The organism is Candidatus Thiothrix phosphatis, from assembly GCF_035668035.1.
In the GTDB taxonomy this organism is placed as follows: Bacteria; Pseudomonadota; Gammaproteobacteria; order Thiotrichales; family Thiotrichaceae; genus Thiothrix; species Thiothrix phosphatis.
In genome coordinates this window covers 18,745-31,836 of record NZ_JAYMYJ010000008.1, presented here as the reverse complement: position 1 = coordinate 31,836, position 13,092 = coordinate 18,745, and the positions used below count along the sequence as shown (strand labels likewise).

The following is a 13,092-nucleotide window of genomic DNA, read 5'->3' as shown; positions in this document are numbered from 1 at the left end:
GTGGGTCAGTTTTCAATTGATGGGGTGGGTCAGTTTTACATCGGTGGTGACAACAGTTACGCAATGACCAATGGGAACTGGTTCTGCCTGAACTGGTGTTTGCTACCGAACAGCACGCCTATTGTTAGCGGACGAATAATGCAGTTTTAGTGTTTGGTAGCCGATTCTGCCCAACGATCCAACATCAGCAGGTCGGATTTCTTCTTGGCTTGCAGCAGTGTTTGCAGTATTGCCAGATCCTCCAGAGCCTCGATGCTGTCACGTTGCCACAGATCCGCTATGGCCTTGCGCAACCAGATGCTGGCATCCGGGTTTTCCGTGACTTCCCGAAGCATCCGTTCAAGGTCTTTGAGGGCAATTTCCAGCTCGTTGCCGGTATGGTAGGGGGTAGGTGTTTCGCTCATGTGGGGATTATAGGGGATTCTTGGGAATCAGAAAGCCGCAGGTTTCGCTCACGCTCAATCCTTGCAGACAAGCCTTACGTATTCCTGACTTATCCGTGTGCTACATGAGGAGGAGGCGCGCTCCCCCTGCCAATACTATCGGCTACATCTCAACAGTTTCTGTTTGCCACCGAACTGTTCAAGCAGCCTAGCGCCTTCCGTATCGACCAGTTGACTGGTGACTACTTCGCCGCTCTTACGGCTGTTTGGAAAGATGACGTACAGAACATCTCTGCTGCCAATGCCTTTCATTGCCCGACGTTTTCCATAGCGCATCATGAATGGATCGTTCCCAAGTGCTTCATGTAATGCAACGGATCCCTCGCCCAGTTTGCTCTTTGGGCCAGTGTCACCAACGACAGCATAGGAAATCTTGCCAGTCGACTTCCTGAGAACCACGGCAAAATCTCCCAGTTTTACTCCCGGCGCGGAAGACCTCTGCCAAGTTCCGGGGATGACTATATACGGGATTGTATTGGAGTCGAGTTGCGCCTGTGGTGTGTTCCTATTGATCCCCGGTTGTTTGAATGAGGAGGTAGAGACGAAGTAACCAGGTTTTGGATCATTGTTACCCTGAATGATTGGAACGCCATTTGATCCGGTTGCCATTGCAAAGAAATCAATCTTGGTTGATCCTTGGAAGTCTTCTGCTTTTGCCCTGTTGAATTTCGTCAGGCAGTTAGGTTCCCAGCTTCCACCGACATTGACGTTTACACCATTACAAATATGGGTGATGCCAATATCATCGGGATGGTAGGCATCTGGCGCACCATCGGTATCAACCTGCATCTGGGATGAGAACAGTACGGCATTGGTTAGTCTGTCCCGTAAAATAGGGATCTGTCCTATTTCTACGTGTGGAAAAACAGATTCCTGAGTAAGGTTGCAATTTGTGCTGGCTAGATTTGGTGTGCTTATTGTATTTGTATGTTCTCTACTGTCTGGAGAAGACGGTTGCGGTGTGGGACGTGTAACGCGGTCTGGTTGGGTGGCTGTAGTTACCGAGGATGGAGCATCGGTTGAGCTTCCATTGGGAGCCGATATTGCGGCGCAACCGCACACAGACAAACTGAGAACCAGCGTGGTCAAGTAATTGCGCATAATACCCTCCCCCCGATCTTACTGGAGGATTAGTCATAAAAAGGATAGCTGCAAAATATCTGTACTGTTTATTTTATATCACGATAATGTGGAATGAACAATTGATAACCAGCAGGATTTCCTAACAGATGTAATCATCATCCTGGTCAAAATACCTTGGGGTCTGGGGCAAAGCCCCGGATACGCTACTTGGATTCAAAATGTGCCGATTTTTTGCTTTTGCACTGCCAGCAGTTTCTGGCACGTCAGCTCTTGCAGGTTAAGTTTGGTCTGTATGGCTTGTTGCATCCTGATGAACAGGTGAGCAGTGGCTTGGGCATCTGCCAAGGCACGGTGGAACTGCCCGGACATGGGGAGCTGGAGAAACCTGACCAGTGTTCCCAGTTGATGGTTGGGTGCTTCGGGGAATACCCGTCTGGATAGCAGCATGGAACAGAGAAAATCCTGCTGGCGTTGCTTGCCTTGTTGGGTGAGTGCTTCATCCCAAAACTTGCGGTCAAAAGAGGCGTTGTGGGCTACCAATGGGTGGTTGCCTGCAAACTCGATGGCTTCACCCATCACCTTGTCCATGGGTGGGGCTTTGCGGATCATGGCATTGGTGATGCCGGTCAGGGATTCGATAAAGGGCGGTATCCAAGTATTGCCGTTCATTAGGCTTTGGTAGCGGTCAGTAATCTGCCCATCCTTTACCAGCACGATAGCAATTTCAGTGGGACAAGCGCCATAGTCAGGAGACATGCCGGTGGTTTCAAAGTCGAGGATGGCGTAGGTGGTCATGGAGTTACCTTGGGTTTGAGGGTCTCACTGCGTGAACGGGCTGCTACAGGTTCGCTGTACGCTCATCCCGCTGAAGGCGGGACAAGCCTTACGCATCCCTTGCTTTTCCGCGTGCTGCGTGGATTATTCGGTTACAGTATATTTAATATGGCTGATTTATTGATTGTTATTTATACTGTTGTGCAATTTTCTCAGAACTCAAGGACATGATGCCCCGTGTCAACAAACACTGCCTTCTGGTATAGGAACTTATTCAAGGTCAAACTCTATGAGTCTTTTGGGACATCGTTCCAGCAATTGATTAACAATCTGTTTCAGTACTCTGTTGATGATTTCCAGTCTATTGATCCTTGGGGGAGCTGGGGGGACGGAGGAAACGATGGTTGGGTGCCTTCTAAGGGGCATTACTATCAAGTGTATGGTCCAAAGCCCAATTCCGGCACATCCTTATCTGAAATAGTAAATAAGGCAGTTGATGACTTTCATAAGCTTCCTGCCAAGTGGAGTAGTGTGAGAGCTTATTATTTCGTCTATAACGATAGATACATGGGAGCACCAGCACCGATTGCCAGTAGCTTACAAGGATTGAAAGAGAAATATGGTCTAGAGGATGCAAGGGTGCTTGCAGGTAGCTCCTTAGAACGAATGTTCATGGAATTAAGTGATGTGGAAAAAACTTTCATTGTAGGAGGGATACCTGAAGGGAAGCCAGGTTTCTTGGATGCCCGTTGTGTTGGGGAGGTGCTGAGCTATCTCGCAGATGAGTCGTCTTCTCTTCCTCCATTGCTGGATGAGTCAGCACCCGACTTCTGCGAGAAGATACAGTTCAACGGATTGACTGTTCCCGTCAGTGATTACTTGCGTTCGTACCAATATCAGGTTTCTATTGTGGATGATTTTCTGGTGAAAAGGGAACCGGGACTTATGCAGAGTATTTCGGAGGAGGTGTCTAAACTGTATGCAGACAGTAAGACGGTTGTCCAAAGCACACAAACTGGTTTTGCGAACCTTCGGTATGTGTGGATGGTTGAACAATTAATACCAGAGACCATGAGGCAGCACCCTCATAGCATGAAGGCTTATAGGGAAGCTGCCCAGGTTGTGATTTCTAAGTACTTTGAAACGTGTGACGTCTATGAACATCCAGAGTGCGCTAGTGCCGCATAAACACGTCAGATTTAGTGACTCAATCATTGCTCTTGCAGGACATTTGAGGACGCTGATGGTAGAACCCAGAACGATAGATGAGTTATGGGCTGATTTCGATCGTTCCTCAACCCAGTGGCCAGGGATCCCCTGTTTTACACACTTTGTTTTGGCAATAGATGTTTTGTTTGCGATCAAGCAAGTTGAGCAAGTTGTCGGCGGTCGTATCAGGGTGAAAAGCTCATGAAGTTGCTCAAACTGTCTTGTGATCAACCCTCGTTCAAGACTCTGAGGTTTAACTCAGAGGGACTCACTTTGATTGTCGGGGATGCGTCTAGCAGAAATTCGCAGGATGGTAGTAGTAATGGTGTAGGAAAGACCCTATCACTGGGGTTGGTTCACCATTGCTTGGGGGCTAATGCTGATTCCAAGCTGGCTGCGTCTGTTCCAGACTGGATGTTCAGATTGGATTTTTCACTGGGACAGGATATTTATACTGTCGAGAGAAGTGGTGATGGTAAGGAGCTGTTCTTGAATGGGCAGAAGATTGCTCTAGCAGCCTTCAGACGGTGGCTCAATGACAGGGGGCCGTTTAAGCTTGATGATACTGTTGAACGTCTAACCTTTCGATCCCTTTTTACACGGTTTGCAAGGTATCACAGGGATGATTGCACCAACCCATTACAGACACGCAAAGAGTCTGAATATGATGGATTGCTGCGATCATTGTATCTTCTTGGGGCAGAATTCTCGTTGGTATTTAGTAAGCGTTCATCAAAGCAGGAGCTTGATCAGATTAAGCAAACCGTCACTAATTTGAAGGGTGATAAATTCCTTAGGGAAGTATTTCGTACTGGTGCAAACCCTCAGGTGCGTATCGAATGGTTGGGCAAAGAAATTGAGAAACTTATAAAAGATCTTAGTCAGTTTCAGGTTGCAGAGGACTATCGCCAGATAGAGCAGGTTGCTGAAAATCTGACGAAGAAGCTACGAGAAAATGAGAAAAATAAGGAGATTATTCGCTTCCAGTTAGCTGGCATTGAAAAATCACTTACTCAACAGCCTGATATATCAAGAGGAGATCTACTTGCGTTGTACGAAGGATTGCAGTCAATTTTCAGAGACGAGATTCTTGAGCATTTCGAGGCAGTTGAGCGGTTCCACAATGGTTTGTCTGCGAATCGCCAAAAGAGGTTAGAACAAGATCGTTTGGGATTGTCCAAAGAGCTAGACCAATTGGAAAGCGAGTGGCGGGACATAGCAAGAGAGCGGGACAAACAGATGCAACTTCTACATGGAAAGCGTGCATTAGACGAGTATGCTGCAACAGCCAATATATTGGCGTCATACAAGGAAGAAAGAGCACGTTTGGACGAGTTCCTAACTTTTTCCGATAAGCTTCAGGAGCGTTCTCAAATGGTGAAAGAGAAACGGCTTTCTGAAGATAAGCTAGCATTCAATTATGTTCGTACAAATCCCATCAAGCAGGCTGATGATGAGTTTAAGAAACTGGCGGAGCTACTTTACCCAAGGCATCCGTCAGGTCTTGTATTAAAGAATAATCTTGGTGATAACCAGTTGAGATATAATCTGGATGTGCAGATCACGGGGGATGATTCTGACGGTATAAATTCTGCTCGTATTCTTTGTCTTGATTGGGTGTTTCTCATGTATGGAGCCAACCATTCGATGGATTTTCTCTGGCATGATAATCGTTTGTTTGCAGACATTGATCCTCGTCCTAGAGCTCGTTGGTTTAGCTATGTAATGGACTCAATCAAAGGCTCAGGGAAACAGTATATTGCTTCCCTGAATACTGAAAACTTTGATGCGATGGCGGATTTCCTTTCTGAATCTGAACAATCTGTACTGCGTTCTTCAGTGAAGCTAACCCTTCGAGGTGATACCCCAGAAAACCGGCTTCTTGGCATTCATTTTGGTAAGCCGACATGATTTTCATCTTCACAACAACTGCTTATAGTGCCTCGATGAATGATGACTATAACTACAATCGTAAATTTTTTATCTTTTAAATATCAAAAAGTTGAATAATATCAGATTTCAAATTGTAGCCACTAGCCAGAGAAAGACCATATACCGCCGTTTTTTCGTATCCGATCCCTTGGTTTGTCGGTAAGTCATGCCGCTGGCCACCGCCATCTGTTCTGCAAATTCCTGTTTGGTTTGTATTACCAGGGCATCAATCATATTCTCCATTTTCACTTCTACAATGACATAGCTACCATTTTCCTTCAGGAATAGAAAAGTAGTTACGCACAGTCTGTGAAGCCTTGTTCTAGGAATCGCTGGAGCTGGTGGGCTTCGTGTTGCAGGCCGCGTTGCTGGAGGACACCACCGAGTTCATCGGCTGGGTCTGGTTCGGGGGAGTTGTCAGGGTATTCAAGGACAAGGCGTTCCATCCAAGAGGCAAAGGGGCTTGCCATGAAGGTGGTAATGTCAGAGGGGGAGTAAACGAGTGTGCCGTTTTCCAGATACATGATTGCCCTTGGGTGTGGTCGTTATTGCAGGGGGTATTGTATAGGTTTTTGGCAAGGTGGGAAGTGATGGGCCTCACTGCGTGAACGGGCTGCTACAGGTTCGCTGTACGCTCATCCCGCCGAAGGCGGGACAAGCCTTGCGCATCCCTGGCCTCTGCCGCGCTCCGCTTGGATGGGTATCACCAGTGTTCCCTGAAAGAGTCTCTCAATGGCTCTATAACTTCAGGCAGCTTGTTGTCGCAAGTCATGCCAAAATACGTGGCGGCACGGGTTGCACCAACATAGAGATACTTGCCAAACAGATCCGGGATTTGTGCAGCCAGCCGATCAATCCCGACAAAAAACACAGCCTCAAATTCCAACCCTTTAATGTGCTGGACATCAAATACGCGGACTTCCGTTCCTTCCCCTAACGATTTACCTTCGGTGCAAGCCACAGCCTTCAGATTGACATCCTCCAGTAGTTCGTTGAGGGCTTCAGCGACAGGTTTTACTTCATCTTCATGGTTCACAAGAACAGCAATGGTCGGCATTTGTCTTACGCTGCGTTCCACCTCCTGAATGCGCTCGCTTAGCCATTTGACAACCAGCTTGTTTTCAGAACATCCCTCGACCAGAACAGGTTCAAAGCCAGTGTGCATTGCATGGGTAGGAACAGAACCCCTATTTTCAGTTTCACCACCCATGACCTGAAGTAAGTGGGAAGAAAATTTGTTTAGTTTCTGGCTTTGACGGTATACGGCTTGAACTTGCTTGATATTGATGCCCTTAGATACCCAGTTTACCTGGTCAAGACTTCTTACACCCCAGGTCGTGATTCGCTGGTTAAAGTCACCACAAGCAAAAAAGGAATTGGTCTCCATATGTGTCAGGTTTGCCATGCAGGCAAGCTGTATAGATGAAAAGTCAGTGGCCTCATCTACCAGAACTTGGCTTTGGAATCGGTCTGAAATTATTTTCACCAGTGAATAGCGTGGTTGCTCAACATTTCTACTGACGTAAGACTGGGATAGCATGGAGCGGGTATTTTTCAGCATCAATAGAATGATTCCATCCAGCTCCATGGATCCAATATGCTTGTTGTTGTCGGGTAAGGATTGATACCAGTTCCGGTCTTTGAATGACTGTTTGCGGAATTCACGATAACTTGCAGGAACATCAGATATGTATCGTCTTGATGGGTTCACAAAGCGGCGTAACCCATTCTGTGTGGCGATGTTTTCCCCTATCGTGACTAACATCTTGTCAGATGGAAGGTTGTCCGCTAACCAATTCTGTATTTTGGCTAGACGGCTTCCTTTGGGAATGTTGCGTTTGAGGAATTTGTATCGAGCCAGACTACGGATAACCTGGTTATAGGCTTTTTCTGCTTTTTGTTCAGAGGTCGTCGTGGTAGACGGGAGGTTTTCCACATTCTCATCATCGAAGTCTTCATCATTATCTTCACTTTCCTCATCTGCCTTGAGGTCATCAAGGAATGTCGCCAGCTCCCGCAAAAACTTCTTGTTTTTGTTAAATGAGGTGACTAGACCTGTACGGATATTTTTGTCTGAGACTGATTTTAGGTTGGTCAGGAGTTTGGCAATATCGGCCTCAACCGGTTCGATAGCTTGGTAAGCTCTGATGAGGGTGGCAGGTGTTGCATCAGAGACTATTGTCTCTAGCTTGTCGATAATGGAGGCATTACTCTCTGTGCGGAGAGATTTGAGCAGGCTGATGCCTTGCTGTAACTGACCATAAATCCTTTCAGCATGGAACTGACTAAAACTATCAAACCATTCATTGGGGTACGTGCCTACTGCTAAGAGCAGTAACTGCAAATTCGGTTTGTAAATAAACTTTCCTTCAGCAGTGGCAGATTGCAGGATTCCCAACACATTACGAGCCAACTCACTCCGGTAAGAATCCCAGGTTCGGATACGTTGGTCGGATGCGGGGATCTGTTCCCGGTTGAACGCCTCTTTCACATAATGCTTCAGCAGATCAGTGGGAGTGAACATCAGCCAGTGGCTTGAATAATCCACCTTGCTGTCCATGATTTTACGGACTTTGGCTTTTTCGTAGCTGTCCAATAGTTCTGGGTCGATTTTTTGTCCTAGGCGGCGTATCAGTGTGGTTGTTTTCCCTGTACCGGGTGGCCCCAATATCAAGAGCTGGCTGTCCAAGGGTAGTCGGAATATTTCATCCTGGAATTTGTCCAGTATAGGCTGATCCCGCAATCCCATAGAGATACGGACTTCATGGTGCAGCCCTTCCAGAAGTTCTACTTCGCCTGAACCAGCAAGTAAAGCTTCAAGTTCGGCGGCACTATCAGTGAACCCTTGGCTGCTCAACCAGTCGAGTAGGGATGAAACGGTTATTGGGCCGTAATCCTCCCCTTCAAAAACACTGCGTTCAGAATCCCATTTGTTATCACGCGAGACTGGCCTAAATCCCGATTTTTCCAGTAACGTAAAGGTTGTTTTCTGGTCGCCTATCTCAACTGTAAGTTCATCGCAGACATCAAGGGCAGCTAAACGTCCAAATGCTGTTTTGTAACTGGCTAACTCGATGGAGTCACCCATCGGTACGGTATATTTGCGGGAGATGTAGATAGTCCGTTGGTGGCCATCTTCATCCTCAACGACTATTCGGGCTATAGCAGGTTCTTTCAGTAGTAGGTGATAGCCTTCTCTATTGCTACTGAATATCTGCCCTATTCTGTTGGCAGCATTAGGCGTGGTGAATGAATTGACACTGGCAAACGGAGCCTCGCAAGCATTGCTACAAGCGGCTTTATAGCCAAGCTCGGCTTTGGCGGCGATTTCGTCGAAAGTGTGTAACGCCTCTTCAGCGATGACCTTAATGTGTTGTTGGTCTGTCATTCAGCTACCCTTCTCCTTTCCCCGGATTTGTCCGGCAGTCAACCTGTGTGAAGCAAATTTGCTCTTCCTACATGGCAGGGAGATCGTTTGCTGGTGGGAGGTGCTACACAACAAATCTTCCCACCATGAATGTTTCTCTGAGCCTGCCAGACCCAAATGATAACCATGGCTTTCCGCTTACTGATGATCAAAACTGATGCTGTCTTATAATTTTTGAATATAACTGAACAGAATGTATTACTGATAGAATAATGTGGTGATTTCACGATTAAACTTATTGCACGCTTGTTTGGGTCAAGTTCGCTCCGTATATTTTCCCAGAGTGGCGAGAGGGGGCTTGATGGCTCATCCCGCGAGGGAGGGATGAGCCATGCCAACATCACATCATGCCAGCTCCAAGGTAGGGAGACTGGGAATTGCATAACCAACAGCCCTCTTCTTGCCGTTTACGGACAAGCTGATGATGTTTCCTGCCGTTCAGACCGAGAAAGTAGAAGTTTTCCATAACATCTGGGGCTGATGGAGCCAAGCCAGTCATGTTACCAATCAAGGTCTGTGCGCCTCTGGCGGCTATCTGCATGTTGTACGCCATCATGGAGGGTTCCGGTATGTCCATGTTACGGATATAACCTGCCTTCGCCTCTTGCGCCGCAGCTTCAGGGGATAAAGTCTCTCGTCTCAGCAACTCACTGGAAACATGACCAGTACACCATAAGCAAGTCGTACCCGGCACGATCCAGTTGACCTTGCCGATTTCATTAACGAGTTCCCCAGATGTTTCATCTGCCACGAACTGGACGCCCAAATCCATCAATGGAATGTAATATTGCCAGCAGTGCTGGTTCAGGAAGACCCTGCTTCGGGCATCATCGGTTGCACAGATCAGAACATCTACCGTTGCTAATGCCATTCCGACATCCTGTACCCTGCACGGATAGGTTTCTACTTTGCAGCCAGGGGTCACGGTGTTTACATAACGGGCCACCACGTTTACCTTGAGATGATTTTCTTGGGCATCTCGTGGTATTGCGCCAATGATGCGGGGTAGATTGCTGGTTTCAATGACATCGTGATCCACTAAGACCAGTTTCCCTATACCAGACTGAGCCAGTATAGCTGCGATGTTTGAGCCAATTCCTCCCGCACCAATGATTCCGACAGAAAGTTGTCCAAGAATGCCCTGCCCTTTCCTGCCTAACAGACGGGCTTGCCGATCAAAGCTTTCTGATATTGGTTCATCCACCAACCGAAAATGGGGAGTACCCACAACAGTAAGTGTCTCAATAGGTCGCCATGCCTGCTGGATAGGATAAACACGACCTTCAAATGAATGCATATCCCCGCTGAATACCAAGCATGAATTTAATTTCCCCTGCAACATCCGGTTGAAGAAATCAAAGGTGCGTTCATTTCCAATATCATCTGCACGAGAGAACCGTACTTGCCCAATGGTGTAGGGGTGAGTATGAATCATACACACAGCTTTGCCAGCCTTCTGTGCGATGCGGGCTATTCGCAACATCACTTCTGGCTTTACAGAAAGGAAGTCATCTTTCTGTTCTGCAAAGTCATCAGGGGTGAGCGGAATAATGTCTGTTATTAATAGTAGGGTCTCGTTGCCCAGATTGACATGATGAGACAGTGCAAAACATCCTTGTTCTACACTGTTATCACTGGTCAACTGAGCTTTAAGCCGGATGTAATGCTCCGGCAAAAGCCTCATGCTAACCATGTTACCCCCTTAACGGTTCTGGTGAAGACGTGACAGGGAGAAACGTAGGTGTGACAGCAAATTGCATTTGCCTGGCATCCACGGATTAGCGGGTGGGTAGTGCCAAGAAAAGCCTTGCCATGTTCCCCCCAAATACTGGCGGTCAAAACTGACAGCATTCTCTGGTTGTCTACCATCCTTCAGTGACAGTTTGGGGGAAACCCAGAACATATCCAGTGCAGTCTGTGGATACAGGTTAGAAACAGGGAAAAGCATGTCCACCGTCTCGCTAGACCAGTGGGTGGGAAGAGGCACTCCACGAATAACCACCAGATGCCCCGCCCCATCTGGATGGATCTCCGCTGATGGGTAGTGTTGCTGGAGTTGCTGGAAGTCATGATGAACGTCATGCAGAACGCCAACACCTGTAGTGTTGTGGTCTCCTACATTTCCGCACGGCACGGTAATGAAAGCATCACCATCTTGGACAACAAGGCGTTCCACATTTGCCAGTGGCTCGTCCGCACTTTGGGGCATTTCCAAGAAAACGCCATCGGTAGCATCAGCACCGGCCAATTCACGCAAATCTGCCAGTGTCACTTTCGCGTGTTTCAGCTCAAATGGGGTGTCATTGACTGTGATCGTGATGGGCTTGCCAAGGCAAGGATTGTCAGGAAGCATGTGACTATTGCGACCTGTTACCAGTTGTTCGTCACCAGTGAGAACCAGATAGTCGCTATCTTTCACTGGCACATCAAGGGCATGTGCCCGGTTGATAACCAGATGCTCATCGGGAGGGATGTTCGCCAAAGTGCGCAGTTCCGCACCTTTGACAAGACCAGCGGCTGTTTTAAGCGTGCAGCCATCCACGCTAATGCTTATTTGCATATTGATGATCTCTAAATAAGGAAAATAATGATCCACTTATCAAGAGTTCTTGAACGAGAGATGAGCAGGTACTACACTCGAAGGTTCCTACACCCGGTGAGTTGGTAACGTACCTACTCATCACCAGCGGACAAGCCTCTTGGTTTGTCCGCTTCTATTTTTCGTAATTCATACATCCTCCCTTTTTTGGCTACATGCCAAGTTTGCCCAATCAATGAAACTCCCTGTTCCTGTCTTCGATAGGTATATCCATTCAGACACTAGACTAATCAAACTCATTGTCATTGTCAAACTGCATATATACAATGACGTTAGATCTATCAATACACACGAGGAGGGCGGGATATGTCACTGGGAACACGTTTAAAGGAGTTGCGGCTAGGACGGGAAGTATCACTTCAGGCCGTCGCAGATTCAGTCGGAGCATCCAAACCGCACATATGGGAACTGGAAAGGGGAACAACCAAGAACCCGTCCATCGACTTGTTGAAAAAATTAGCCATGTACTATGATGTCAGTTTAGACTACCTCGCAGAACTTAAAGATCGAGAAGAACTTGATATTGCCCAGACTTTTGCCCGGCAAATTGCGGACAAAAATCTGACAGAGGGTGATAGGAAAGCTCTGCTCTCACTTGCAGAGGTGCTTAGCCGTAAGAATGGTAAAACTGGAACTGATTGAGTTTGCAGACTTCACTCACCCCGAAGAAATCGTAGCCGAAATTTTCAGGCAGAATCCTCGTATGGATCTGCCTGTCCCATTGGATGAGATTGCTAAAGCAGCCGGAATAGTTGAAATTCGACATCAGCCACTAGCAAGTCTGGAAGGAGGGCTTGTTGCCAACGCAGAGAAAACTGAAGGTGCAATCCTCATCAACTCCAAATCATTGCCACTACAACGGCAAAGGTTCACTCTTGGACATGAACTGGGACATTTCATGCTACCCAAGCATAACCACCACATGGAATGTTTGAGCAGAGACTTGCATATGTCCTCGTACAGTGGTGGGCTGACTGACTCTCAACGGGTTGAAGTTGAGGCCAACGAATTTGCTGCCGAATTGCTGATGCCACGGCAATACTTCACGACACATCCTGACTGTCCCCAAACCCCAGATTGCAAGGCTATTGCCCACCTTGCGGAAAGATTCGATGTGAGTTTTAAGGCGTGTGTTTATCGCTACCAAGATTTATGTCTACTCCCATTAGGATTGGTGTTCAGTCGTAATGGGGAGGTTACTGCTGTCCGAAGAAATAAAGCACTTCGTTTCTGGATGCAGACTGATAAAGGTGCGGCATTACCGAACCACCTTGGCCAAAAAATCCAGGCAATGACTGCGAATTCTGTTTATAGACAGGAGTCGGCTACCGACTTGTGGTTTGATACAAGCAGGGCAACAAATCCACCTGATAGTGTCATGGAAGAAACCTTCCTCCAGGAGAACGGGTATGCCACTACTCTACTCTGGTTCGAGTAACACACGACCCCTGTGGAACAGAGTGATTTGCAGTAAATGTTTAGTCCATGAGCTTTTGGGGACTTGATTATTTGATGCTGGTTGGCTGTCTGTTTCGTGATCACAATCACTGAGAGAGTGGTAATTTATGTGCCATAATAACCACTCAAGTATCCAGTAAATAATTTTATAGTTTGCGGTATCTGAT

Annotated in this window: 12 protein-coding genes; 5 read left to right on the top strand and 7 right to left on the bottom strand. The window is 47.2% G+C overall.

Annotated elements, in window-relative coordinates; translation table 11 throughout:
• Positions 1 to 146: 146 nt before the first annotated feature.
• The 3 genes from VSS37_RS00820 to VSS37_RS00810 all read right to left on the bottom strand — a co-directional run bounded on the left by VSS37_RS00820 (position 147) and on the right by VSS37_RS00810 (position 2,321).
• Positions 147 to 404 (bottom strand): hypothetical protein, encoded by a 258-nt coding sequence (locus VSS37_RS00820; protein ID WP_324692702.1) that lies wholly within the window; start codon positions 402 to 404, stop codon positions 147 to 149.
• A 135-nt stretch (positions 405 to 539) separates the two neighbouring features.
• Positions 540 to 1,544: a glycoside hydrolase family 75 protein gene (locus VSS37_RS00815; RefSeq protein ID WP_324692701.1), complete on the bottom strand. Its 1,005-nt coding sequence runs from the start codon at positions 1,542 to 1,544 to the stop codon at positions 540 to 542.
• 195 nt (positions 1,545 to 1,739) lie between these two features.
• A complete protein-coding gene (locus VSS37_RS00810; RefSeq protein ID WP_324692700.1) occupies positions 1,740 to 2,321 on the bottom strand; it encodes a 3'-5' exonuclease in 582 nt (193 codons plus the stop codon).
• Between the two features lie 216 nt (positions 2,322 to 2,537).
• On the opposite strand from VSS37_RS00810, the gene VSS37_RS00805 reads away from it, so the two are divergent.
• Genes VSS37_RS00805 through VSS37_RS00800 form a run of 3 tightly spaced genes read left to right on the top strand, consistent with a single transcriptional unit; the run spans position 2,538 to position 5,420 of the window.
• Positions 2,538 to 3,488 carry an ABC-three component system protein gene (locus VSS37_RS00805; protein ID WP_324692699.1) on the top strand — a complete coding sequence of 317 codons (951 nt, stop codon included), beginning with the start codon at positions 2,538 to 2,540 and terminating at the stop codon, positions 3,486 to 3,488.
• On the top strand, positions 3,457 to 3,714 hold the full coding sequence (locus VSS37_RS21755; protein WP_375339110.1) for an ABC-three component system middle component 6: 258 nt from the start codon (positions 3,457 to 3,459) through the stop codon (positions 3,712 to 3,714). The genes VSS37_RS00805 and VSS37_RS21755 overlap by 32 nt, the downstream gene beginning before the upstream one ends.
• Positions 3,711 to 5,420, top strand: a complete 1,710-nt coding sequence (locus tag VSS37_RS00800) for a DUF2326 domain-containing protein (protein WP_324692698.1) — start codon at positions 3,711 to 3,713, stop codon at positions 5,418 to 5,420. Before VSS37_RS21755 ends, VSS37_RS00800 begins: the two co-directional genes overlap by 4 nt.
• Before the next feature lie 108 nt (positions 5,421 to 5,528).
• Here the strand turns inward: VSS37_RS00800 and VSS37_RS00795 are convergent, their stop codons facing one another.
• The 4 genes from VSS37_RS00795 to VSS37_RS00780 form a co-directional block, all read right to left on the bottom strand.
• Positions 5,529 to 5,684, bottom strand: a complete 156-nt coding sequence (locus VSS37_RS00795) for a hypothetical protein (protein ID WP_324692697.1) — start codon at positions 5,682 to 5,684, stop codon at positions 5,529 to 5,531.
• A 460-nt stretch (positions 5,685 to 6,144) separates the two neighbouring features.
• Positions 6,145 to 8,829 (bottom strand): ATP-binding domain-containing protein, encoded by a 2,685-nt coding sequence (locus VSS37_RS00790; protein WP_324692696.1) that lies wholly within the window; start codon positions 8,827 to 8,829, stop codon positions 6,145 to 6,147.
• A 379-nt stretch (positions 8,830 to 9,208) separates the two neighbouring features.
• A complete protein-coding gene (locus VSS37_RS00785) occupies positions 9,209 to 10,561 on the bottom strand; it encodes a HesA/MoeB/ThiF family protein (RefSeq protein WP_324692695.1) in 1,353 nt (450 codons plus the stop codon).
• Between the two features lie 9 nt (positions 10,562 to 10,570).
• The gene (locus tag VSS37_RS00780; RefSeq protein ID WP_324692694.1) at positions 10,571 to 11,464 is read right to left on the bottom strand and encodes a multiubiquitin domain-containing protein; all 894 of its coding nucleotides are present in this window, start codon (positions 11,462 to 11,464) and stop codon (positions 10,571 to 10,573) included.
• Between the two features lie 309 nt (positions 11,465 to 11,773).
• Between VSS37_RS00780 and VSS37_RS00775 the strand changes: the two genes are divergently transcribed.
• Both VSS37_RS00775 and VSS37_RS00770 read left to right on the top strand, forming a co-directional pair.
• Positions 11,774 to 12,109 (top strand): helix-turn-helix domain-containing protein, encoded by a 336-nt coding sequence (locus tag VSS37_RS00775; RefSeq protein WP_324692693.1) that lies wholly within the window; start codon positions 11,774 to 11,776, stop codon positions 12,107 to 12,109.
• Positions 12,087 to 12,905: an ImmA/IrrE family metallo-endopeptidase gene (locus VSS37_RS00770; RefSeq protein WP_324692692.1), complete on the top strand. Its 819-nt coding sequence runs from the start codon at positions 12,087 to 12,089 to the stop codon at positions 12,903 to 12,905. The genes VSS37_RS00775 and VSS37_RS00770 overlap by 23 nt, the downstream gene beginning before the upstream one ends.
• The last annotated feature ends 187 nt before the right edge of the window (positions 12,906 to 13,092 follow it).

Coding starts and splice junctions, on each gene's coding strand:
- VSS37_RS00820 (WP_324692702.1), bottom strand. CDS start 404: ATGAGCGAAACACCTACCCCCTACCATACCGGCAACGAGCTGGAAATT.
- VSS37_RS00775 (WP_324692693.1), top strand. CDS start 11,774: ATGTCACTGGGAACACGTTTAAAGGAGTTGCGGCTAGGACGGGAAGTA.
- VSS37_RS21755 (WP_375339110.1), top strand. CDS start 3,457: ATGAACATCCAGAGTGCGCTAGTGCCGCATAAACACGTCAGATTTAGT.
- VSS37_RS00785 (WP_324692695.1), bottom strand. CDS start 10,561: ATGGTTAGCATGAGGCTTTTGCCGGAGCATTACATCCGGCTTAAAGCT.
- VSS37_RS00770 (WP_324692692.1), top strand. CDS start 12,087: ATGGTAAAACTGGAACTGATTGAGTTTGCAGACTTCACTCACCCCGAA.
- VSS37_RS00810 (WP_324692700.1), bottom strand. CDS start 2,321: ATGACCACCTACGCCATCCTCGACTTTGAAACCACCGGCATGTCTCCT.
- VSS37_RS00795 (WP_324692697.1), bottom strand. CDS start 5,684: ATGGAGAATATGATTGATGCCCTGGTAATACAAACCAAACAGGAATTT.
- VSS37_RS00790 (WP_324692696.1), bottom strand. CDS start 8,829: ATGACAGACCAACAACACATTAAGGTCATCGCTGAAGAGGCGTTACAC.
- VSS37_RS00815 (WP_324692701.1), bottom strand. CDS start 1,544: ATGCGCAATTACTTGACCACGCTGGTTCTCAGTTTGTCTGTGTGCGGT.
- VSS37_RS00800 (WP_324692698.1), top strand. CDS start 3,711: ATGAAGTTGCTCAAACTGTCTTGTGATCAACCCTCGTTCAAGACTCTG.